Origin of the sequence: Pseudomonas sp. Marseille-Q5299 (assembly GCF_943737035.1) — a bacterium.
Taxonomy (GTDB): Bacteria; Pseudomonadota; Gammaproteobacteria; order Pseudomonadales; family Pseudomonadaceae; genus Aquipseudomonas; species Aquipseudomonas putida_E.
Map to the genome: position 1 here is coordinate 126,728 of NZ_CALSFR010000004.1, position 19,903 is coordinate 146,630.

The window sequence follows — 19,903 nt, forward strand, 5'->3', positions numbered from 1 at the left end:
ATCCAATGCGAGTGTGGTGGTTGAGTGCCGGTCTGGCCCTGTATTGCCTGGCCCAGAGCGCGGCGGCGGGAACGTTGCTGGTTGTCGGCGATAGTATCAGCGCCGGTTTTGGCCTGGATACCCGCCAGGGGTGGGTCTCTTTGTTGCAGACCCGGCTCAGGGACGAAGGTTTCGATGATCGGGTGGTCAATGCGTCGATCAGCGGCGACACCAGTGCAGGGGGCCAGGCGCGGCTGCCGGCGCTGCTTGCAGCGCACAAGCCCAGCCTGGTGGTGCTGGAATTGGGCGGCAACGACGGGCTGCGCGGGCAGCCTCCAGAGCAATTGCAACAAAATCTTGCCTCGATGATCGAGCGGTCACGCGAGTCCGGGGCCAAGGTGGTGCTGCTGGGCATGCGCCTGCCGCCCAATTACGGGGTGCGCTACACCACGGCGTTCGCCAAGGTTTATGAGCAGTTGGCAGCGCAGAAACAGGTGGCACTGGTGCCGTTTTTCCTCGAGGGCGTAGGGGGTGTGCCGGAGATGATGCAGGCCGATGGCATCCATCCGGCGCAGGGTGCCCAGCAGCGGTTGCTGGAAAATGCCTGGCCGGCGATAAAACCCTTGCTGTGACGCTTTAAACGGGGCCGGCTTTCGGCTAATGTTGCGCCCCCCGTTTCGAGAGCCCCCAATGCCGCGCCCTGCCTGGTCCTTGTATGCCTACCAACTGATCGAGCCCGATGAGCAGCTCGATCTGTTCGCCTGCCAGGAAATCCGCGTCCACCTTGTCGCCCGCCAGCTCGAACTGGGTGTGCCGGTCGACCGAACCCTTTGTGGGGGCTTGCTGCCTGCACAGCCACGGTGGTCCGGCGTGCCGCGTTCGATCTATCGTGACGGCCGCCTGTGCGACCTCTGCCGGGCGATTCTCGACGCCCAGCGGCGCGGCATGCGTCCGGTATGGCCACAGCTTTGACACGGCCCTGGGCCTGAAACTCCGAGCGCCTTTCATCATCTGAAACGCATGGAAACCGCCAGTGGCTCCCGCTTGGCACGGTGCGGGTGTACAATCGATTCTCTTGACCCACCTTTCGAAGGATTTACCGGATGTTGCCGCGCTTTCCCGCCGTCACCCGCTGCCTGACCCTGGCCGGCCTGCTGGCAGCAGGCCCCGCCGTTGCACTGGAGCTGCCGCTGCCGCCTCCGGGAGAAGACGTCGTTGGCCAGGTACAGGTGATCAAGGCCAAGTATGAGGACACCTTTGCCGACATCGGAACTGCCAACGACCTCGGCTACCTGGAGATGATCGCCGCCAACCCGGGTGTCGACCCATGGCTGCCGGGCGCCGGTACCGAGATCATCCTGCCGACCCGCTACGTGCTTCCGCCGGGCCCCCGCGAGGGCGTTGTCATCAACCTTGCTGAATACCGGTTGTACTACTTCCCGAAAGGGCAGAGCGTGGTGTACACCTTCCCGCTGGGGATCGGTCGTGAAGGCTGGGGTTCCCCCATCGCCAACACCAAGATCATTGCCAAAACCCCAAACCCGACCTGGACGCCACCGGCTTCGATCCGTGCTGAGCACGCCGCCGATGGTGACATCCTGCCAACCGTGGTGCCGGCCGGGCCAGACAACCCGCTGGGGCCTTACAAGTTCACCCTGGGCGTGCCGGGTTATCTGATTCACGGTTCGAACAAGAAGTTCGGCATTGGCATGCGCACCAGCCATGGTTGCTTCCGCATGTTCAACAATAATGTGCTGGAGCTGTCGAAGATGGTCCCGGTCGGTACGCCGGTGCGCATCATCAACGAGCCGTACAAGTTCGGAATCAGTGGTGGCAAGGTATACCTCGAGGCGCACACACCGCTGGACGATCACGGCGACCCTTCGGTGGTCGACAAGCACACTGCTGTCATCAACGCACTGCTCAAGCGCGAAGACCTGGCCAACAATGTGCGCATGAACTGGGACATGGTCCGCGACGTGGTCGCTGCCGAAGATGGCATGCCGGTGGAAATTGCCGTGCCCGTCGATAACCAGGGTGCAGCTCCCATGGTGTCGAGCATTCCGCCAGAACTGCAGTAAGCCCTTGAGCGATAGGGCTGAAGCCTGCCCAGGTCAAACGCCTGGGCAGGCTTTTTCATTTGTGCTGTTTGCTTTTGTAGCGGCAATAAAAAAGCCGACCCCACAAGTGGGTCGGCTTCTTAACAATCCGTGAGGACTATTACTTGCGGCTGGCTTTGTCCAGCATACGCAGAGCGCGCTCATTGGCTTCGTCAGCGGTCTGCTGAGCCTTCTGAGCGGCTGCCATTGCATCGTCAGCCTTACGGTAGGCTTCGTCAGCACGGGCCTGAGCGCGAGCTGCTGCGTCTTCAGTCGCAGTCAGACGAGCTTCGGTTTCTTTGGATACGCTGCTGCAACCGGTAGCCAGAACTGCGGCCAGAGCCAGAGCAGAGAATTTCAGAACGTTGTTCATCGTGTTCCCCTTCAAGGACTTTCTATTAAATAGCCATCTCTCAGGAAAGAGAAACTGGCCGGCGTACATAGTACCCATTACTTGTAGTAAGTAAACTGACTCAGCGCAAGAACGGTAAAAAAAATGTTGCCCAAGGGTGCTTGACGAGATTTTCAGGCTTTTTGTGAGCACGCTGTGCAGGCGGCGCAAGCGATTGTTGTATGGGAACTTTTTTGTTGAACTAACGGTGACTTTAAGGGTCGTTGTACGTCTAAAGCCCAAGAGTGTCCGGCTGAGTTTGCAGGTCATTTCGTACAGGGGTTCGAGCTCATTGCCGTGACTTTTAACCGATGCCACCTTGAGCAATCCGGGGTGTCGCGCCTACTATTTGATGGCCCGGTCCGGCAGAACCATTGCAATCGGCCTGCGGTCCAAGGGGCAAGAGGTGGCATAGGCGCTGCACGCATTGGTTCCTCTGCCGGATACATCACCATCGATTAAGGTAAAGGTCTGCCCAAAAGGCCTGCGAGGAGTAGTGATGAGTGAAGCGCTGACCATCCACCATGACCAGGCCGGTCATCAGTTCGAGACCAACGTGGACGGTCATCGTGCCTACCTGACGTACATGGATCTGGGCAAGCAGACGCTGGATATCTATCGCACTTTCGTCCCCAACGCCTTGCGCGGCCGCGGCATCGCTGCAGCACTGACCGAAAGGGCCTTGGAGTATGCGGACCAGATGGGCTACACGGTGATTCCTTCCTGCTCGTACGTCGAACGCTACATGGAGCGCAAGCAGCGTCATTCGAGTAAAGCCTGAACCTGCTGACTGCACATGCGAAAACGCCGGGCTAAGCCCGGCGTTTCATTTTGTGGCCACGTTCAGCCGCGCTTGCGCTTGGGCAGTACATCCTTGAGCTTGGCGTGCATGCTGCGCAGGGTGTTCTCTGTGGCAGACCAGTCGATGCAGGCGTCGGTGACCGATACGCCGTACTGCAGATCTTCCAGGTTCTTCGGGATCGACTGGGCGCCCCAGTTCAGGTGGCTTTCGACCATCAAGCCAATGATCGACTGGTTGCCTTCGAGGATCTGGTTGGCGACGTTCTCCATGACCAGCGGCTGCAAGGCCGGGTCCTTGTTGGAGTTGGCGTGGCTGCAGTCGACCATGATGTTGGCCTTGATCTTTGCCTTGGCCAGGTCCTGTTCGCACAGGGCGACACTTACCGAATCGTAGTTCGGCTTGCCGTTGCCGCCACGCAGCACTACGTGGCCGTAGGGGTTGCCCTTGGTAGTGACGATGGATACGCCGCCTTCCTGGTTGATGCCCAGGAAACGGTGCGGCTTGGATACCGACTGAAGGGCGTTGATGGCCACGGTCAGGCCGCCATCGGTGCCGTTCTTGAAGCCGACCGCCGAGGACAGGCCCGAGGCCATTTCACGGTGGGTCTGGGATTCGGTGGTGCGCGCGCCAATGGCCGACCAACTGATCAGGTCTTGCAGGTACTGCGGCGAGATCGGGTCGAGCGCTTCGGTGGCGGTTGGCAAGCCCATTTCGGCCAGGTCCAACAGCAGTTGGCGGCCGATGTGCAGGCCGTCCTGGATCTTGAACGAGTCATCCAGATAAGGGTCGTTGATCAGGCCTTTCCAGCCGACCGTGGTGCGCGGCTTCTCGAAGTAAACACGCATTACCAGATACAGCGTGTCGGAAACTTCCTCAGCCAGCACCTTGAGGCGCTCAGCGTATTCGTGAGCGGCCTTGATGTCGTGGATCGAGCACGGGCCGACCACTACGAACAGGCGATGGTCTTTCCCGTCGAGGATATTGCGCACCACTTCGCGGCCGGCAGTAACGGTCTGCAAGGCTTTGGCGCTGAGGGGGATTTCCTTCTTGAGCTGATCGGGAGTGATCAAGGTCTCGTTGGAGGCAACGTTAAGGTCGTCGATCGGTAAATCAGCCATCGTGTTACTCGTCAGGTCACGGTGCCGGCCGCCAGCAATCCCCGTGCGGCCCAGCAGCAAGAATGTTCGCAGCGGGGAGCCGAACCTTAGCGCGTTACTGGGGGCGCGACAATGGGCTGCAGTGCGCCTGTGCAGGGTTTTTCCCTGGTGCTACAGGCTTGTACTGCTATTTGGGTGCGCAAAATGCCTCAACAGGTGTAGAAAAGCACACCGACATTTATCAGGAGATCAGCATGGACCCTCGCAAACCACGCATTGGCATTATTGGCAGTGGTGCCATCGGCGGCTTTTATGGCCTGATGCTGGCGCGGGCCGGGTTTGACGTGCATTTTTTGCTGCGCAGTGAATTTGCGCAGGTTCGGGAGCATGGCCTGAGGCTGGAAAGCGCCGTGCACGGCGACTGGCGCATGCCGGTGCAGGCTTATGCCAGCGCTGCCGACATGCCGCCGTGCGATTGGTTGCTGGTGGGTGCAAAGGCCACCAGCAATGGCGAATTGGCGCCGCTGATTGCGCAGGCATCGGCACCCGATGCCAAGGTGGTGCTGCTGCAGAACGGGTTGGGTGTCGAGGAGCAGTTGCGGGCAGCGTTGCCCGGCAATCTGCACCTGCTCGGTGGCTTGTGCTTTATCTGTGTCAACCGCGTGAGCCCTGGTGTGATACGCCATCAGGCGCTGGGTGCGGTCAACCTGGGCTATCACAGCGGGCCCGCCAGCGACGGGGGGCTGAGCATCGTAGAGGAGGGCGCCAGGCTGTTCCGCGCCGCGGGTATCGACTCCCAGGCCATGGACGACCTCGGTCAGGCTCGCTGGCAGAAGCTGGTGTGGAATGTCCCCTACAACGGCCTTTCGGTGTTGCTTGGTGCCAGTACCTTACCGCTGATGGCCGATGCCGACAGCCGTGAACTGGTTCGGGCGTTGATGGCTGAGGTGGTCCAGGCGGCCGCCGCCTGTGGTCACGAGCTGCCTGCCGGTTATGCCGAGCACTTGTTCCGGGTCACCGAGCAGATGCCCGACTACTGGCCGAGCATGTACCACGATCACGTCCAGCAGCGACCGCTGGAGCTTCAGGCTATCTATGCCGAGCCTCTGGCCCGGGCGCACGCTGCGGGGTGCAGCCTGCCGCGCATGCAGATGCTCTACCAGGCACTGGCCTTCGTCGATCGCGCCAATCGCGCCGGCTGAAACCTCTACAGCCCGCATTGGCAGTGCGCCGGGCGGCCGAGCGAGCGCCCGGCGCGCTGCTAAGCTGAAGCTTGCTCTGCCGCCACGGCAGTCGAGGAGGTCGAATGATCCGCTCCATGCTGTACGCCACCGACCTCGGTGTCTACGCCCCTTTTGTCATGCAGCATGCCTTGGCCCTGGCCCGCACGTTCGGCGCGGAACTGTATGTGATTCATGCCGTAGAACCCATGGGGCAGTTCGCCGAATCCCTCCTGCAAAGCTACCTCGATGAGCAGACGCTCGATGCGTTGCATAGCGAGGGCGTCAATACGGTGATGGCCAACATCGAGCAGCGTGTGCTGGAGAACTTTCGCGAGGAGCTGGGCGAGGACGCGGACCTGGCGGTGATCAAGGCGGTCCGGGTGCGCCAGGGGGATCCGGCGCAGGTCATCCTCGAGCAGGCGCAACGTTTGAGCGTGGACTTGCTGATTTTCGGCAGCCACAGCGCCGGTGCTGGGGTAGATGTGCCGATTGGCCGAACGGCTGTGCGCTTGCTGCAGTTGTCTGCGGTGCCGGTGTACATGGTGCCGCTTTCGCAGCATCTCGGCCGTAGGAAAACGTGAAGCTGATGGTGGGCAGTTTCGGAGCGGCATGTAACAAAATAGTTCTAGTTTTATTTCGAGAACCACTAATATAGTTATATCCCGTCGCTGCCTGCTGCCGCTGACTTACCGCTGATTCGAGGGAAACCTATGAAGCTTCAACAACTGCGCTACATCTGGGAAGTGGCGCACCACGACCTCAACGTCTCCGCGACGGCGCAGAGTCTGTACACTTCTCAGCCGGGGATCAGCAAACAAATCCGCCTGCTCGAGGATGAACTGGGTGTTGAAGTCTTTGCCCGCAGCGGCAAGCATCTGACCCGTGTCACTCCGGCAGGTGAGCGCATCATCAACACCGCTGGTGAAATCCTGCGCAAGGTCGAAAGCATCAAGCAGATCGCCCAGGAATTCTCCAACGAGAAGAAGGGTACGCTGTCCATCGCTACCACCCATACCCAGGCTCGCTATGCGCTGCCGCCGATCATCAGCAGCTTCATCAAGCAGTACCCGGAAGTCGCCCTGCACATGCATCAGGGTTCACCCATGCAGATTGCCGAGATGGCTGCGGACGGTACCGTCGACTTTGCCATTGCCACCGAGGCGCTGGAGCTGTTCGGCGACCTGATCATGATGCCGTGCTACAAGTGGAACCGCTGCGTGGTGGTGCCGCAGGGTCACCCGCTGGCCAAATTGCCGAAGCTGACACTGGAAGCTGTAGCCGAATACCCGATCGTCACCTATGTGTTCGGGTTCACTGGCCGCTCCAAGCTGGATGAGGCCTTCAATCACCGCGGCCTGACGCCGAAGGTGGTGTTCACTGCTGCTGACGCCGACGTGATCAAGACTTACGTGCGCTTGGGGCTGGGCGTGGGCATCGTGGCCAAGATGGCAGTGGACAGCAAGCTGGACAGCGACCTGGTGGCGCTTGATGCCAGTGAGCTGTTCGAGGCCAGTATCACCAAGATCGGCTTCCGCCGCGGCACCTTCCTGCGCGGTTTCATGTGCGATTTCATTGAGAAATTTGCGCCGCACCTGACGCGTGAAGTGATGGCCAAGGCGATCCAGTGCCACAACAAGCAGGAACTCGAAGAGCTGTTTGCCGGTGTCGAGTTGCCGGTGCACTGAAAAAGCAGCTTCATGCTGCAAGCTTCGAGAAAGAGCAGCCCGTGGGGGCTGCTCTTTCTTCTTGGGGCTTGCAGCTTATAGCTTGAGGCTTGCAGCTGCCTTCAGGCCTTGCTGATCAGGTTGCCGGCGTGCAGCCCGCATTCCTTCTGGGTCGACTCTTCCCACCACCAGCGGCCTTCACGTTCGTGCTGGTTCGGCAGTACCGGGCGGGTGCAGGGCTCGCAACCAATGCTGATGAAGCCGCGCTCGTGGAGGCTGTTGTACGGTAGCTCGAGCATTCGGATGTAGCCCCAGACTTCCGCGCTGGTCATCTGCGCCAGCGGGTTGAATTTGTACAGGGTGCGTTCCGCTGTGGAGAACGCGCTGTCGATTTCCAGTGCTGCCACCTGGCTGCGGGTGCCTGGGCTCTGGTCGCGGCGCTGGCCGGTGGCCCAGGCGCTGACAGTGGCGAGCTTGCGCCGCAGTGGCTCGATCTTGCGGATGCCACAGCACTCGCCATGGCCGTCCTTGTAGAAACTGAACAGGCCCTTTTCCTGAACGAACGGGTCGAGTTTGGCACGGTCCGGGCTGAGGATCTCGATCGGCAGGCTGTACTGCTCACGCACCTGGTCGATGAACCGGTAAGTCTCAGGGTGCAGGCGGCCGGTGTCGAGGCTGAACACCTTGACCTGCTTGTTCAGCTTCCAGGCCATGTCGACCAGCACCACGTCCTCGGCACCGCTGAAAGAAATCCACAGGTCGTCGCCGAAGTGCTCGAAGGCGAGCTTGAGAATGTCCTGCGGGGATTTGCTGGCGTAGGTCGCGGCCAGGGCGGCGACGTCGAAGGGTTGGCTCATCAGGCGGTTTCCATCTTGGCTGTGGCGCTGTGCGCTCGTAATGAGGTGATGGTAACAAAAAATGGCAGGCTAGACGCTGTGCCTGCACCGGCCCTGGGCCGGCGCAGGCAAACGCTGGGTCACAGGCTCTGCAAGGTCTCCATCAATACCCGTACCTTGGCGATCGATTCTTCGTATTCCGATTGCCAGTCGGAGTCCGCCACCACCGCGCCGCCGCCCCAGCAGCTGACCTGCCCATCCTTGACCAGCAGGCTGCGAATGGCGATGGAACTGTCCATTTCACCGCGCACATCCACGTACAGCAAGGACCCGCAATACAGCGCGCGGCGGCTGGGCTCCAGCTCGTCGATGATCTGCATGGCGCGAATCTTGGGGGCGCCGGTGATCGAACCGCCTGGGAAGCTGTCGCCGATCAGGTCCAGGGCGTCCTTGTCGGTGGCCAGTTGCCCGGTGACGCTGCTGACCAGATGGTGCACGTTGGGGTAGCTTTCCAGGCTGAACAGCTCTGGCACCTTCACCGAACCGACCTGGCAAGTGCGGCCCAGGTCGTTACGCAGCAGGTCCACGATCATCAGGTTTTCCGAGCGGTCCTTGGGGCTGTGGCGCAGCGCCTCGGCATTGCGGGCGTCTTCTGCCGGGTCGGCAGAGCGCGGGCGGGTGCCCTTGATCGGGCGGGTCTCCACTTGCCCCTGGCTGACGCGGATGAAGCGTTCTGGAGAAAAGCTCAGCAGTGCGCTGCCGTCGGCCAGTTGCTGGTAGCCAGAGAACGGCGTCGGGCAGGCCTTGCGCAAGGCCTGGTAGGCGCGCCAGGGGTCGCCCTGGCAAGGTGCGCGGAAGCGTTGGGTCAGGTTGATCTGGTAGCAATCGCCGGCCTGAATGTAGCGCTGTACCTGATCGAATGCTGCCTCGTATTGCCCTGGCTGCAAATCACCCGTCATGGCGGCGAGCAGGCGGAAATCGCCGCTTGCAGCGTTGTCGGTGTCTTCAAACAAGGCGATGAGGCGCTCACGCTCGTCATCAGCCAGCTGGGGGTGGAACACCAATTGGCTGGTGCCATGCTGGTGGTCGGTCACCAGCGCCCAGCCATACAACCCAAGCTGGGCGTCGGGCAGGCCGAGGTCATCCGTGGCGAGGCAGGGCAGGTGCTCCAGGCGTCGGCCGAAGTCGTAGCTGAGGTAGCCGATCAGGCCGCCGGCAAATGGCAGCTCGACACCACCTGGCAACTGCGCAGGGCCCAGTTGTTTCAGGCTGGCGCGCAGCCGTTGCAGGAAGGCCCGGCCATCTTCGTCGGGCAGTACCTGCAAGTGTTGCAGCGGCCAGGCGCTGAGCAGGTCGAAGCGGCCGCGCTCGGCGCCTGGGCGGGCGCTGTCGAGCAGGATCGCCCCGGGCGCCTGGCGCAGGCGGGCGAAGTACGCGGCGGGGTCGGGCTGATAGGGCAGGGGGTAGAGCGTACAGGTCGGCATCAGTGTGGACGGCGATGTAAAAGCGAGGAGGGCGATTGTAGACCTGCGCAGGAAATGCGCCTAGCGCCAGTGTGACTTTCAGGCAGTGGGTTGAAGCCATCGCCGGCTTGCCGGCGATGGGGGCAGAGCTATCAGCCCGGATGCACGTGCCCGAACAGGCTTTGCGCGACCCGGACACGCTGTTCGGCATCCTCGGTCACGCCGTCCTTGGCCAGCGCCTCGATGTGCGCCTCGATGGCATGGGTGCGTTGGGTCAGCCCGGTGTCGTTGGCGATCTGGATGTTCAGGCCAGGGCGGGCATTGAGTTCGAGAATCAACGGCCCCTTGTCCTGGTCCAGCACCATGTCCACACCGATGTAGCCCAGGCCGCACAGCTCATAGCAGCCGGCTGCCAGCTTCATGAAGCCGTCCCAGTTCGGCAGCTGTACGCCATCCACCGCATTGGTGGTGTCCGGGTGCTTGCTGATGATGTTGTTCAGCCAGGTACCGCGCAGGGTCACTCCGGTGGCCAGGTCCACACCTACGCCGATGGCGCCCTGGTGCAGGTTGGCCTTGCCGCCGGACTGGCGGGTCGGCAGGCGCAGCATGGCCATTACCGGGTAGCCCATCAGCACGATGATGCGGATGTCCGGCACACCTTCGTAACTGATGCTCTTGAAGATCTGGTCGGGGGTTACCCGGTACTCGATCAGCGCGCGGTCGCGGTGCCCGCCGAGTGAGTACAGGCCGGTCAGGATGCTGGAGACCTGATGCTCGATCTCTTCATGGCTGATGATTTTGCCGGAAACGGTGCGGTAGCGGTCCTCGAAGCGGTCGGCAATCACCAGGATGCCGTCACCGCCGGCCCCCTGGGCCGGCTTGATGACGAAGTCGTTGCGCCCGCCGATGATCTCGTGAAGCTTGTCGATCTGCTTCTCGGTCTCGATGATGCCGTACATTTCAGGCACGTGAATGCCCGCTGCCAGCGCACGCTCCTTGGTGATGATCTTGTCGTCGACGATCGGGTACAGGTTGCGCTTGTTGTACTTGAGCACATAGTCGGCATTGCGCCGGTTGATACCCATGATGCCCCGGGCCTCCAGGGCTTTCCACGTCTTGATCAGGCCAAACATCAGGCGTCAGCCTTCTTCAGGAATGCCTTGAAGCGCACCAGCTCGGTCAGGCGGTAGCCGCGGTAGCGACCCATCGCCAGCATGAAGCCCACCAGGATCAGCAGTACCGCCGGGAAGGTGAAGACGAAGTACACCAGCTCCGGCACCATCATCAGCAGGTGGGCAAGCGACGCTGCGAACAGGGTGCCGATCGCCACTTTCATGGCATGACCGCCGCCACGTTCTTCCCAGGTGATCGACAGGCGCTCGATGGTCATGGTCAGGATCACCATCGGGAACAGCGCTACCGACAGGCCGCGTTCCAGCCCCAGCTTGTGGCTGAACAGGCTGATGGCGGCAATCAATACCACGACGAAGGTCAGTACCACCGAGAGGCGCGGCAGCATCTGCAGCTTGAGGTGCTCCAGGTAGGAGCGCAGCGACAGGCCCAATGCGGTGATCACGGTGAACAGCACGATGCCGAAGCCCAGCTGGGTCTCGCGGAACGCCAGGGCGATCAGTACCGGTGTGAACGTGCCCAGGGTCTGGATGCCGATCAGGTTGCGCAGGACCAGGATCACCAGCACGCCGATCGGGATCATCACCATGATCATGAAGGTCTGCTGGGTCTGCAGCGGCAGGCCGTACAGCGAGTACTCGAGGAAGTCGGCGTCGGTGTTCTCGTCGGTCAGCTTGGCCAGGCGGATGGCGTTCATCTCGCTGTTGTTCATGCTGAAAGTGACGTTGGCTTTCTTGCCGCCATCGACGGTGACCAGGTTGTCATCACCGGTCCACCACAGCAGGCGGTCGCTGGGCAGGCCCTGCTCACCGGTGTCCGGGTTGAAGTACAGCCAGTCGCTGCCGTTGAAGCTGCGCAGCCAGAGCTCGGGGGACTGCGGCGTATCGGCCACCAGGCGGATGGTATGGACCTTTTCCATCGGTACATGCGCGATCGACAGCAGCAGGTCGATGACCTGGGCCTTCTTCATGGGCGAGGTATCGCCGGCCAGCAGCAGCTTGACGTTGTCGTCGTTGAGGTTGTTCACCCGCTTGATGGTTTCGCTGACGAAGGTCTCGACGTCGGCCGAGTGCTGGCGGATCGGCGCCATCAGGGCTTCGGCGGCGATCTTCTCGGGGCCTTCTACGGCAAGGCTGTCACGGAAGGTCGGGCCTTTGATGGCGGCCTTTTCGCTGCTGTAGCGCTTGGTCAGCACCAGGCGGTAGTAGAGGGTCTGGTTGCCGCTGGCGCGGCGGGCCGACCAGGTTACCTTGCGGTTGCCATCGGCGCGGTTGACGCTGACCCCGTAGTTGTTGGAGATGAAGCTCTCGTTGAGGCTGACATAGTCGCGGTTCAGCGGCGGTACGAACATTTGTACCTTGACCGGGTCCTTGCTGCTGGCGACGAACTCGACCTTGGCGTCGATGTTCCAAAGGTCGTCGGTTTCGTCTTCGGTCACCGGGATGCCGAGGAAGAAGATCTGATAGGCCGTGACCGCCACGCCCAACAGCACCAGTACGGTGATCAGGACTTTCAGATGGAGGGTAAGAGAGCGCATCGGGATTACTCTGCTTTGGGAGCGTCGGTGGCACAGGCAGGTTTGCCGGCCGCGTATTTAAGGCTTGGGTCGACCAGCGCGTCGAAGTGCTTGAGCGCCTCGGAACCGATCAGCAGCGGGAACTGGAACGCGCTGCGGTCGGTGAGGTTGACTTCGATGGTGCGCAGGGCCTGGCCCATGCAGATTTCGAGTTCGATGACCGGGCGGGCGGTATAGGCCTTGCCCGATTCGGCATCATAGTCGCCTGCGCGGCGCTTGATCTTGCTGACCCGCGCCAACGGGCGTTCGATGGGGTGCGAATGGGCGGCATCTATCGCCAGGTAGAAACGCACCCAGCTCTCGCCGTCGCGCTTGAAGCGCTTGATGTCGCGGGCACTCAGGGATGCGGTCTTGGCGCCGGTGTCGAGTTTGGCGGCCACTTCCAGGTCGAGGTCCCCGAGGCGGGCGTATTCGTTAAGACCGTACACGGTCTTGCCCGCCGCCTGGCCAAGGGCCGGCAGCAGGGTGAGGCATGACAGCAATAAAACGGGTGTAAGTCTCATAGTCCTGGCGCGGTGCTGTGCAAGGTTCGGGGCAAGGCGACTGGCAGGTACTGCGCAAGCTTCCTCGGTTCGTCTGTCAACAACATGAATGGATGACAGAAACGCTATCCATACTCCGTTGGAGGCGCGGCATTCTATCACGCCGATGCCTTGGCGCCAGCGCGTCGCGATCTGACAACGCCATCACTCACTAAGTTCGCGCTCAGACAATTGTCGACAATGTTCATTTTCTCTTTGACTGAATGGGCTTGTTTCGCTAGTTTCTCCTCAATGGCTTATCAAGGTGTCAACAATATGCTGGACCTCATTACCCCCAGCCCTTCAGCGCCGGATGAAACGGAAACCTTGTCCGAGCATGTCTTCCGGCGCATCCAGGCCGCGATCGTCAAGGGGGAAATAGCCCCGGGCAGCAAAATCTCCGAGCCGGAGCTTGCGCGCACCTATGGCATCAGCCGTGGCCCGCTGCGTGAGGCCATCCATCGCCTGGAGGGCCAGCGCCTGCTGGTGCGGGTGCCACATGTAGGTGCACGCGTGGTGTCGCTCAGCCATGCCGAGCTGATCGAGCTGTACGAAATCCGTGAGTCGCTGGAGGGCATGGCTTGCCGCCTGGCGGCCGAGCGCATGAGCCAAGGCGATATCGACGAGCTGCGCCGGGTGCTGGACACCCACGAACGCGACGCGGCGTTCCAGGCGGGGGTGGGTTACTACCAGCAGGAAGGCGATTACGACTTCCATTACCGGATCATCCAGGGCAGCGGCAACCAGACCCTGGTCAAGATGCTCTGCGGCGAGCTGTACCAGCTGGTGCGCATGTACCGCATCCAGTTTTCCGCCACGCCCAACCGCCCGCGCCAGGCCTTCGCCGAACACCACCGCATCCTCGATGCCATCGCCGATCGTGACGGCGAGCTGGCCGAACTCCTGATGCGCCGCCACATCGGCGCGTCCAAGCGCAACATCGAGCGTCACTACCTGGACGCCAACAACAATAGCCTTTGAGGTGAGAAATGACTGTGAAGAGCACCCCTGGTCAGCGTTTTCGCGATGCCGTTGCCGCCGAACATCCACTGCAGGTGGTCGGCGCCATCAACGCCAACCATGCGCTGCTGGCCAAGCGCGCCGGCTTCAAGGCCATCTACCTGTCCGGTGGCGGTGTCGCCGCCGGTTCGCTGGGCTTGCCGGACCTGGGCATCACCGGTCTTGATGACGTGCTGACCGATGTGCGGCGCATCACCGACGTCTGCGACCTGCCATTGCTGGTGGATGTCGACACCGGCTTCGGTGCCTCGGCCTTCAACGTTGCGCGCACGGTGCGTTCGATGAGCAAGTTCGGTGCCGCCGCCATCCATATCGAAGACCAGGTAGGCGCCAAGCGCTGCGGCCACCGGCCGAACAAGGAAATCGTCTCCCAGCAGGAGATGGTCGACCGCATCAAGGCTGCGGTCGATGCCCGTACCGATGACAGCTTCGTGATCATGGCACGTACCGATGCCCTGGCTGTGGAAGGCCTGAACGCAGCCCTGGACCGCGCCGCCGCCTGCATCGAGGCCGGCGCCGACATGATTTTCCCTGAGGCCATTACCGAACTGCAGATGTACAAGACCTTCGCCGACCGGGTGAAGGCGCCGATCCTGGCCAACATCACCGAGTTCGGTGCCACGCCGCTGTTCACCACCCAAGAGCTGGCTGGCGTGGACGTGTCGTTGGTGCTCTACCCGCTGTCGGCGTTCCGCGCCATGAACAAGGCGGCCGAGAATGTCTACACCGCGCTGCGTCGCGACGGCACGCAGAAAAACGTGATCGACACCATGCAGACCCGCATGGAGCTCTACGATGCCATTGGCTACCACGCATTCGAGCAGAGCCTCGATGCCTTGTTTGCGCAGAAAAAAGGTTGAGCCAATGCCGGCGATAGGGCCGGTACAGGCACTCTGATTTAGCCAGAACGATATCCATAACAAATTCAAGAAAGGAGAAACACCATGGCCGAAGCAAAAGTACTCAGTGGCGCAGGCCTGCGTGGCCAGGTGGCCGGCCAGACCGCTCTGTCGACCGTCGGCCAGGCCGGCGCCGGCCTGACTTACCGGGGTTATGATGTGCGCGACCTGGCAGCAGGCGCCGAATTCGAAGAAGTGGCCTACCTGCTGCTATACGGCGAGTTGCCCAGCAAGGCAGAACTTGCCGATTACAAACACAAGCTCAAGGGCCTGCGCGACCTGCCGCAGGCGCTGAAGGAAGTGCTCGAGCGCATCCCGCGCGACGCGCACCCGATGGACGTCATGCGCACCGGCTGCTCGGTGCTGGGTACGCTGGAGCCGGAGTTGACCTTCGACGCCCAGCACGACAAGACCGACCGCCTGCTGGCGCTGTTCCCGGCGGTGATGTGCTATTGGTACCGCTTCACCCACCATGGCGTACGTATCGACTGCACCAGCGATGAAGACACCCTGGGCGGGCATTTCCTGCACCTGCTGCACGGCAAGAAGCCGAGCGAGTTGCATGTCAAGGTAATGAACGTTTCGCTGATCCTGTATGCAGAGCACGAGTTCAACGCATCGACCTTCACCGCCCGGGTCTGCGCCTCGACGCTATCGGACCTGTACTCCTGCATCACCGCGGCCATCGGCTCGTTGCGCGGCCCACTGCACGGCGGTGCCAACGAGGCGGCGATGGAGCTGATCGAGCGCTTCCAGAACCCGCAGGAAGCCACCGCAGAGTTGCTGCGCATGCTCGAGCGCAAGGACAAGATCATGGGCTTTGGCCATGCCATCTACAAAGAGTCCGATCCGCGCAACGAGGTGATCAAGGATTGGTCGAAGCAGCTGGCCGACGCAGTCGGTGACAAGGTGCTGTTCCCGGTCTCAGAAGCCATCGACAAGACCATGTGGGAGCAGAAGCGTCTGTTCCCCAACGCCGATTTCTACCATGCCTCGGCGTATCACTTCATGGGCATCCCGACCAAGCTGTTCACCCCGATCTTTGTCTGCTCGCGCCTGACCGGCTGGGCAGCGCACGTGTTCGAACAGCGCGCCAACAACCGCATCATCCGCCCGAGCGCCGAGTATGTCGGCGTCGAGCAGCGCCAGTTCGTGCCAATCGAGCAGCGCTGAAACAACAGGCCCTATAGCGACCCTGTGGGAGCTGGCTCCCACAGTGATTGCAGGGCCTGTGCGTTCATCCACGACCGTACCGTGACCGAGCCGATATTCTATGAACACTGCATACCGCAAAGCCCTGCCAGGCACTGACCTGGACTATTTCGATGCCCGTGCCGCGGTCGAGGCCATCAAGCCCGGTGCCTACGACAACCTGCCTTACACCTCGCGCGTGCTCGCCGAAAACCTGGTGCGCCGCTGCGACCCTGCAACCCTGAACGCCTCGCTCGGCCAGCTGATCGAACGCAAGCGCGACCTCGACTTCCCGTGGTTCCCGGCGCGCGTGGTGTGCCACGACATCCTCGGCCAGACCGCGCTGGTCGACCTCGCCGGCCTGCGTGACGCCATCGCCGAGAAAGGTGGCGACCCGGCGGCAGTCAACCCGGTCGTGCCGGTGCAACTGATCGTCGATCACTCGCTGGCCGTCGAGTGCGGTGGTTTCGACCCGCAGGCCTTTGACAAGAACCGCGCCATTGAAGACCGTCGCAACGAAGACCGCTTCCATTTCATCAACTGGACCAAAAAGGCGTTCAAGAACGTCGATGTGATCCAGCCCGGTAACGGCATCATGCACCAGATCAATCTGGAGAAAATGTCGCCGGTGATCCACAGCGATCGCGGTGTGGCCTACCCGGACACCTGCGTGGGCACCGACAGCCATACCCCGCATGTCGACGCGCTGGGCGTGATCGCCATCGGCGTCGGCGGCCTGGAAGCTGAAAATGTCATGCTGGGCCGTGCCTCGTGGATGCGCCTGCCGGAAATTGTCGGCGTGGAGCTGCGCGGCAAGCTGGCGCCCAACATCACCGCCACCGACCTGGTGCTGGCCTTGACCGAGTTCCTGCGCAAGCAGAAGGTGGTTGGCGCCTACCTTGAGTTCTACGGCGAAGGTGCACGCGCCCTGACCCTCGGCGACCGTGCGACCATCTCCAACATGGCACCGGAATATGGTGCAACCGCTGCAATGTTCGCCATCGACCAGCAAACCATCGACTACCTGAAACTGACCGGCCGTGAAGATCAGCAGGTGAAGCTGGTGGAAACCTACGCCAAGGCCACGGGCTTGTGGGCTGACGCGTTGGCCACGGCCGAATACGAACGCGTGCTGAACTTCGACCTGTCGAGCGTGGTGCGCAACATGGCCGGGCCGTCCAACCCGCATGCCCGTGTTGCCACCAGTGAGCTGGCAGCCAAGGGCATCGCTGGTGCCTGGGACGAGATACCGGGGCAGATGCCTGACGGCGCAGTGATCATCGCTGCGATTACCAGTTGCACCAACACCAGCAACCCGCGCAACGTGATCGCCGCTGGCCTGCTGGCGCGCAATGCCAACAAGCTCGGCCTGGCGCGCAAGCCGTGGGTCAAGTCGTCGCTCGCGCCCGGCTCCAAGGCCGTCCAGCTGTACCTGGAGGAAGCGGGGCTGGAGAAGGAGCTGGAGCAACTGGGCTTCGGTATCGTCGCCTTCGCCTGCACCACCTGCAACGGCATGTCCGGTGCTTTGGACCCGGTGATCCAGCAGGAAATCATCGACCGTGACCTCTACGCGACGGCGGTGCTCTCGGGCAACCGCAACTTCGATGGGCGCATCCACCCGTACGCCAAGCAGGCATTTCTCGCTTCGCCGCCGCTGGTGGTGGCCTATGCCATTGCCGGCACCATCCGCTTCGACATCGAGAAGGATGTACTGGGCGTAGTCGATGGTCAGCAAATCCGCCTCAAGGACATCTGGCCAAGCGACGAAGAGATCGACGCGGTGGTGCGCGCTGCGGTCAAGCCGGAGCAGTTCCGCAAGGTCTACATCCCGATGTTCGCTATCGAGCAAGACCGTGGGCCGAAAGTGGCGCCGCTTTACGAGTGGCGCCCGATGAGTACCTATATCCGCCGCCCGCCCTACTGGGAAGGCGCCCTGGCCGGTGAGCGCACGTTGCGCGGCATGCGTCCGTTGGCGGTGCTGCCCGACAACATCACCACCGACCACCTGTCACCTTCCAATGCCATCCTGCTCGACAGCGCGGCGGGTGAATACCTGGCCAAGATGGGCCTGCCGGAGGAGGACTTCAACTCCTACGCCACGCACCGCGGCGACCACCTGACGGCGCAGCGTGCCACCTTCGCCAACCCCAAGCTGTTCAACGAGATGGTGCGCAAACCCGATGGCAGCGTGCAGCAGGGTTCGCTGGCGCGCCTGGAGCCGGAGGGCAAGGTGACCCGGATGTGGGAAGCCATCGAAACCTACATGCAGCGCAAGCAGCCGCTGATCATCGTTGCCGGTGCCGACTATGGGCAAGGCTCGTCCCGCGACTGGGCGGCCAAGGGCGTGCGGCTGGCGGGCGTCGAGGCGATCGTGGCCGAAGGCTTCGAGCGCATTCACCGCACCAACCTGGTGGGCATGGGCGTGTTGCCGCTCGAATTCCTGCCGGGCACCGACCGCAAGACCCTGGGCCTGGATGGCAGCGAGACCTATGACGTGGCAGGTGAGCGCAAGCCGCGTGCAACCCTGACGCTGGTGGTCACGCGCAGTAATGGCGAACGGGTCGAGGTACCGGTGACCTGCCGGCTCGATACCGCCGAAGAGGTGTCGATCTACGAGGCGGGCGGGGTATTGCAGCGCTTTGCCCAGGATTTCCTCGAAGCTACCGCCTGAGCTTGAAAAGCGGGGCCGCGTTGCGGCCCTTTCGCGACGCAAGGCCGCTCCAACCGGGGTTGTAGGAGCGGCCTTGCGTCGCGAAGGGCTGCAAAGCAGCCCCAAGGGTATTTCGCCGGACTATCAGGACAGCACAACCATGGCACACGCACCACAAATCAAGATCCCCGCCACCTACATCCGCGGCGGCACCAGCAAAGGCGTGTTCTTCCGCCTGCAAGACCTCCCTGAACGAGCCCAAGTCCCAGGGCCGGCCCGTGACGCACTGCTCCTGCGGGTCATCGGTAGCCCCGACCCCTACGCCAAGCAGATCGACGGCATGGGCGGCGCCACCTCAAGCACCAGCAAGACCGTGATCCTTTCACCTAGCGCCAAGCCCGACCACGACGTCGACTACCTGTTCGGCCAGGTAGCCATCGACAAGGCCTTCGTCGACTGGAGCGGCAACTGCGGCAACCTGTCTGCTGCTGTCGGTTCGTTCGCCATCAGCAGTGGCTTGGTCGAGCCGTCGCGCATCCCGCGTAATGGCGTTGCCACCGTGCGTATCTGGCAGGTCAATATCGGCAAGACCATCATCGCTCATGTGCCGATCACCGAGGGCGAAGTGCAGGAAACCGGCGACTTCGAACTCGACGGTGTGACGTTCCCGGCGGCTGAGGTGCAACTGGAGTTCCTTGATCCGGCGGCCGATGAGGGCGAAGGCGGCGGGGCGATGTTCCCTACCGGCAACCTGGTGGATGACCTGGAGGTGCCCGGTGTCGGTACCTTCAAAGCCACTTTGATCAACGCGGGGATCCCGACCATTTTCGTCAATGCCACCGATATCGGTTATGCCGGTACCGAGCTGCAGGATGCGATCAACGGCGATGCCCAGGCGCTGACGCGTTTCGAGGCGATCCGTGCCCATGGCGCCGTGCGCATGGGGCTGATCGAGCATGTCGACCAGGCGGCCGGGCGTCAGCACACGCCGAAGGTGGCTTTCGTTGCGCCGCCAAGCACCTACACTGCGTCCAGTGGCAAGGCTGTCGAGGCGGCTGACATCGACCTGCTGGTGCGTGCACTTTCCATGGGCAAGTTGCACCACGCGATGATGGGTACTGCTGCGGTGGCCATCGGTACCGCTGCTGCCATTCCAGGTACGTTGGTCAACCTCGCTGCTGGCGGGGGCGAGCGCAGTGCCGTGCGCTTCGGCCATCCCTCCGGCACTTTGCGGGTCGGGGCTCAGGCCAGCCAGGTGGATGGTGAGTGGACGGTCACCAAGGCAATCATGAGTCGTAGTGCCCGGGTGTTGATGGAAGGCTGGGTAAGGGTGCCTGGCGACAGCTTCTGACGCACCATTG

General features: G+C 62.1%; 19 protein-coding genes. 12 read left to right on the top strand and 7 right to left on the bottom strand.

Translation table 11 applies throughout. From position 1 onward, the window contains the following. Positions 1-5: 5 nt before the first annotated feature. From NGJ21_RS13390 to NGJ21_RS13400, 3 genes are all read left to right on the top strand, one after another. Positions 6-611 carry an arylesterase gene (locus tag NGJ21_RS13390; RefSeq protein ID WP_046787322.1) on the top strand — a complete coding sequence of 202 codons (606 nt, stop codon included), beginning with the start codon at positions 6-8 and terminating at the stop codon, positions 609-611. A 58-nt stretch (positions 612-669) separates the two neighbouring features. Then, positions 670-951, top strand: coding sequence for a hypothetical protein (locus NGJ21_RS13395; protein ID WP_039601335.1), 282 nt, complete (start codon positions 670-672; stop codon positions 949-951). Between the two features lie 131 nt (positions 952-1,082). After that, on the top strand, positions 1,083-2,060 hold the full coding sequence (locus NGJ21_RS13400) for a L,D-transpeptidase family protein (RefSeq protein WP_046787321.1): 978 nt from the start codon (positions 1,083-1,085) through the stop codon (positions 2,058-2,060). Positions 2,061-2,199: 139 nt separating this feature from the next. Here NGJ21_RS13400 and NGJ21_RS13405 read toward each other — a convergent pair whose 3' ends face one another. Beyond that, entirely contained in the window at positions 2,200-2,451 is a 252-nt protein-coding gene (locus tag NGJ21_RS13405; RefSeq protein ID WP_003250288.1) for an Lpp/OprI family alanine-zipper lipoprotein, read from the bottom strand. Positions 2,452-2,968: 517 nt separating this feature from the next. On the opposite strand from NGJ21_RS13405, the gene NGJ21_RS13410 reads away from it, so the two are divergent. After that, entirely contained in the window at positions 2,969-3,250 is a 282-nt protein-coding gene (locus NGJ21_RS13410) for a GNAT family N-acetyltransferase (protein ID WP_046787320.1), read from the top strand. Positions 3,251-3,312: 62 nt separating this feature from the next. Here NGJ21_RS13410 and NGJ21_RS13415 read toward each other — a convergent pair whose 3' ends face one another. Then, complete coding sequence (locus tag NGJ21_RS13415) at positions 3,313-4,389, bottom strand: 3-deoxy-7-phosphoheptulonate synthase (protein WP_046787319.1); 1,077 nt, start codon at positions 4,387-4,389, stop codon at positions 3,313-3,315. 233 nt (positions 4,390-4,622) lie between these two features. Here NGJ21_RS13415 and NGJ21_RS13420 point away from each other — a divergent pair, with 233 nt between their 5' ends. The 3 genes from NGJ21_RS13420 to cysB all read left to right on the top strand — a co-directional run bounded on the left by NGJ21_RS13420 (position 4,623) and on the right by cysB (position 7,276). Continuing rightward, positions 4,623-5,570 (top strand): putative 2-dehydropantoate 2-reductase, encoded by a 948-nt coding sequence (locus NGJ21_RS13420; protein WP_119688610.1) that lies wholly within the window; start codon positions 4,623-4,625, stop codon positions 5,568-5,570. 104 nt (positions 5,571-5,674) lie between these two features. Beyond that, positions 5,675-6,172: a universal stress protein gene (locus NGJ21_RS13425; RefSeq protein WP_012313668.1), complete on the top strand. Its 498-nt coding sequence runs from the start codon at positions 5,675-5,677 to the stop codon at positions 6,170-6,172. A gap of 129 nt (positions 6,173-6,301) precedes the next feature. After that, positions 6,302-7,276, top strand: a complete 975-nt coding sequence (cysB, locus tag NGJ21_RS13430; RefSeq protein WP_119688611.1) for an HTH-type transcriptional regulator CysB — start codon at positions 6,302-6,304, stop codon at positions 7,274-7,276. A gap of 101 nt (positions 7,277-7,377) precedes the next feature. Here cysB and NGJ21_RS13435 read toward each other — a convergent pair whose 3' ends face one another. The 5 genes from NGJ21_RS13435 to rloA all read right to left on the bottom strand — a co-directional run bounded on the left by NGJ21_RS13435 (position 7,378) and on the right by rloA (position 12,764). Beyond that, a complete protein-coding gene (locus tag NGJ21_RS13435; RefSeq protein WP_046787316.1) occupies positions 7,378-8,112 on the bottom strand; it encodes a phosphoadenylyl-sulfate reductase in 735 nt (244 codons plus the stop codon). Positions 8,113-8,231: 119 nt separating this feature from the next. Next, positions 8,232-9,575, bottom strand: coding sequence for an aminodeoxychorismate synthase component I (gene pabB, locus NGJ21_RS13440; RefSeq protein WP_115275359.1), 1,344 nt, complete (start codon positions 9,573-9,575; stop codon positions 8,232-8,234). Between the two features lie 131 nt (positions 9,576-9,706). After that, the gene (locus NGJ21_RS13445) at positions 9,707-10,687 is read right to left on the bottom strand and encodes an alpha-L-glutamate ligase-like protein (RefSeq protein WP_115275358.1); all 981 of its coding nucleotides are present in this window, start codon (positions 10,685-10,687) and stop codon (positions 9,707-9,709) included. After that, positions 10,687-12,222, bottom strand: coding sequence for an osmotic stress tolerance membrane protein RloB (rloB, locus tag NGJ21_RS13450; protein ID WP_012313673.1), 1,536 nt, complete (start codon positions 12,220-12,222; stop codon positions 10,687-10,689). The genes NGJ21_RS13445 and rloB overlap by 1 nt, the downstream gene beginning before the upstream one ends. A gap of 5 nt (positions 12,223-12,227) precedes the next feature. After that, positions 12,228-12,764, bottom strand: coding sequence for a retropepsin-like aspartic peptidase RloA (gene rloA / locus NGJ21_RS13455; RefSeq protein WP_046787313.1), 537 nt, complete (start codon positions 12,762-12,764; stop codon positions 12,228-12,230). A 294-nt stretch (positions 12,765-13,058) separates the two neighbouring features. On the opposite strand from rloA, the gene NGJ21_RS13460 reads away from it, so the two are divergent. The 5 genes from NGJ21_RS13460 (at position 13,059) to prpF (ending at position 19,893) form a co-directional block, all read left to right on the top strand. Beyond that, positions 13,059-13,763 (top strand): GntR family transcriptional regulator, encoded by a 705-nt coding sequence (locus tag NGJ21_RS13460; protein ID WP_251962204.1) that lies wholly within the window; start codon positions 13,059-13,061, stop codon positions 13,761-13,763. A gap of 8 nt (positions 13,764-13,771) precedes the next feature. Then, positions 13,772-14,662 carry a methylisocitrate lyase gene (prpB, locus tag NGJ21_RS13465; RefSeq protein WP_012313676.1) on the top strand — a complete coding sequence of 297 codons (891 nt, stop codon included), beginning with the start codon at positions 13,772-13,774 and terminating at the stop codon, positions 14,660-14,662. A gap of 84 nt (positions 14,663-14,746) precedes the next feature. Next, the gene (gene prpC / locus NGJ21_RS13470; RefSeq protein ID WP_119688613.1) at positions 14,747-15,874 is read left to right on the top strand and encodes a bifunctional 2-methylcitrate synthase/citrate synthase; all 1,128 of its coding nucleotides are present in this window, start codon (positions 14,747-14,749) and stop codon (positions 15,872-15,874) included. A gap of 100 nt (positions 15,875-15,974) precedes the next feature. Then, complete coding sequence (gene acnD, locus NGJ21_RS13475) at positions 15,975-18,563, top strand: Fe/S-dependent 2-methylisocitrate dehydratase AcnD (protein ID WP_119688614.1); 2,589 nt, start codon at positions 15,975-15,977, stop codon at positions 18,561-18,563. Positions 18,564-18,702: 139 nt separating this feature from the next. Then, positions 18,703-19,893, top strand: coding sequence for a 2-methylaconitate cis-trans isomerase PrpF (prpF, locus tag NGJ21_RS13480; RefSeq protein WP_251962205.1), 1,191 nt, complete (start codon positions 18,703-18,705; stop codon positions 19,891-19,893). The last annotated feature ends 10 nt before the right edge of the window (positions 19,894-19,903 follow it).

Coding starts and splice junctions, on each gene's coding strand:
- NGJ21_RS13390 (WP_046787322.1), top strand. CDS start 6: ATGCGAGTGTGGTGGTTGAGTGCCGGTCTGGCCCTGTATTGCCTGGCC.
- NGJ21_RS13395 (WP_039601335.1), top strand. CDS start 670: ATGCCGCGCCCTGCCTGGTCCTTGTATGCCTACCAACTGATCGAGCCC.
- NGJ21_RS13400 (WP_046787321.1), top strand. CDS start 1,083: ATGTTGCCGCGCTTTCCCGCCGTCACCCGCTGCCTGACCCTGGCCGGC.
- NGJ21_RS13405 (WP_003250288.1), bottom strand. CDS start 2,451: ATGAACAACGTTCTGAAATTCTCTGCTCTGGCTCTGGCCGCAGTTCTG.
- NGJ21_RS13410 (WP_046787320.1), top strand. CDS start 2,969: ATGAGTGAAGCGCTGACCATCCACCATGACCAGGCCGGTCATCAGTTC.
- NGJ21_RS13415 (WP_046787319.1), bottom strand. CDS start 4,389: ATGGCTGATTTACCGATCGACGACCTTAACGTTGCCTCCAACGAGACC.
- NGJ21_RS13420 (WP_119688610.1), top strand. CDS start 4,623: ATGGACCCTCGCAAACCACGCATTGGCATTATTGGCAGTGGTGCCATC.
- NGJ21_RS13425 (WP_012313668.1), top strand. CDS start 5,675: ATGATCCGCTCCATGCTGTACGCCACCGACCTCGGTGTCTACGCCCCT.
- cysB (WP_119688611.1), top strand. CDS start 6,302: ATGAAGCTTCAACAACTGCGCTACATCTGGGAAGTGGCGCACCACGAC.
- NGJ21_RS13435 (WP_046787316.1), bottom strand. CDS start 8,112: ATGAGCCAACCCTTCGACGTCGCCGCCCTGGCCGCGACCTACGCCAGC.
- pabB (WP_115275359.1), bottom strand. CDS start 9,575: ATGCCGACCTGTACGCTCTACCCCCTGCCCTATCAGCCCGACCCCGCC.
- NGJ21_RS13445 (WP_115275358.1), bottom strand. CDS start 10,687: ATGTTTGGCCTGATCAAGACGTGGAAAGCCCTGGAGGCCCGGGGCATC.
- rloB (WP_012313673.1), bottom strand. CDS start 12,222: ATGCGCTCTCTTACCCTCCATCTGAAAGTCCTGATCACCGTACTGGTG.
- rloA (WP_046787313.1), bottom strand. CDS start 12,764: ATGAGACTTACACCCGTTTTATTGCTGTCATGCCTCACCCTGCTGCCG.
- NGJ21_RS13460 (WP_251962204.1), top strand. CDS start 13,059: ATGCTGGACCTCATTACCCCCAGCCCTTCAGCGCCGGATGAAACGGAA.
- prpB (WP_012313676.1), top strand. CDS start 13,772: ATGACTGTGAAGAGCACCCCTGGTCAGCGTTTTCGCGATGCCGTTGCC.
- prpC (WP_119688613.1), top strand. CDS start 14,747: ATGGCCGAAGCAAAAGTACTCAGTGGCGCAGGCCTGCGTGGCCAGGTG.
- acnD (WP_119688614.1), top strand. CDS start 15,975: ATGAACACTGCATACCGCAAAGCCCTGCCAGGCACTGACCTGGACTAT.
- prpF (WP_251962205.1), top strand. CDS start 18,703: ATGGCACACGCACCACAAATCAAGATCCCCGCCACCTACATCCGCGGC.